Below are 819 nucleotides of genomic sequence, written 5' to 3' on the forward strand. Positions count from 1 at the left end.
CTCTTCGGTGAAATGACCGTGCTGGAAAACGTGATGGTGGGTTGCCACGTGCGCACCAAACAAAATGTTTTCGGAGCGGTGTTCCGCCACAAGGCGGCACGCGATGAAGAAGCGGCGATCCGCGAGAAGTCGCAGCAGCTGCTGGACTTCGTGGGCATCGGCCAGTTCGCCCGTCGCACGGCGCGTCACCTGTCGTATGGTGACCAGCGTCGCCTGGAGATCGCCCGCGCACTGGCGACCGATCCGCAACTGCTGGCGCTGGATGAACCGGCGGCCGGCATGAACGCCACCGAGAAGCTGGGCCTGCGCGAGCTGCTGGTCAAGATCCAGGCCGAAGGCAAGACCATCCTGCTGATCGAACACGATGTGAAGCTGATGATGGGCCTGTGCAATCGCATCACGGTGCTGGACTATGGCAAGCCGATTGCCGAAGGCGTACCGGCAGACGTGCAGAAGAACCCGGCGGTGATCGAGGCCTACCTCGGTGCAGGACATTAAGCGAGACCACAGAACATGACAACGAACATCCTCAAAGTCGAACAACTGAGCGTGGCCTATGGCGGCATCCAGGCCGTCAAGGGCATCAGCCTGGAGGTCAACGATGGTGAACTGGTCACCCTGATCGGTGCCAATGGCGCGGGCAAGACCACGACCTTGAAAGCCATCACCGGCACGCTGCCCAGCAGCAAGGTAGATGGCCATGTGTATTACATGGGCAATCCGTTGAAGGGCAAGAAGTCCTTCGAGCTGGTCAAGGACAAGCTGGCGATGGTGCCGGAAGGGCGTGGCGTGTTTACGCGCATGAGCATCCAGGAAAAC

At 60.3% G+C, this 819-nt stretch carries 2 protein-coding genes; both read left to right on the forward strand.

The annotated features are described in order from the left end of the window. Positions 1-498 (forward strand): ABC transporter ATP-binding protein (locus ACODSZ_RS23085; RefSeq protein WP_488928644.1); only part of this gene is annotated, 498 nt, incomplete at its 5' end. Positions 499-513: 15 nt separating this feature from the next. Next, positions 514-819 (forward strand): ATP-binding cassette domain-containing protein (locus ACODSZ_RS23090; RefSeq protein ID WP_488928645.1); only part of this gene is annotated, 306 nt, incomplete at its 3' end.

It is taken from the genome of Herbaspirillum sp. FG34 (assembly GCF_057809315.1).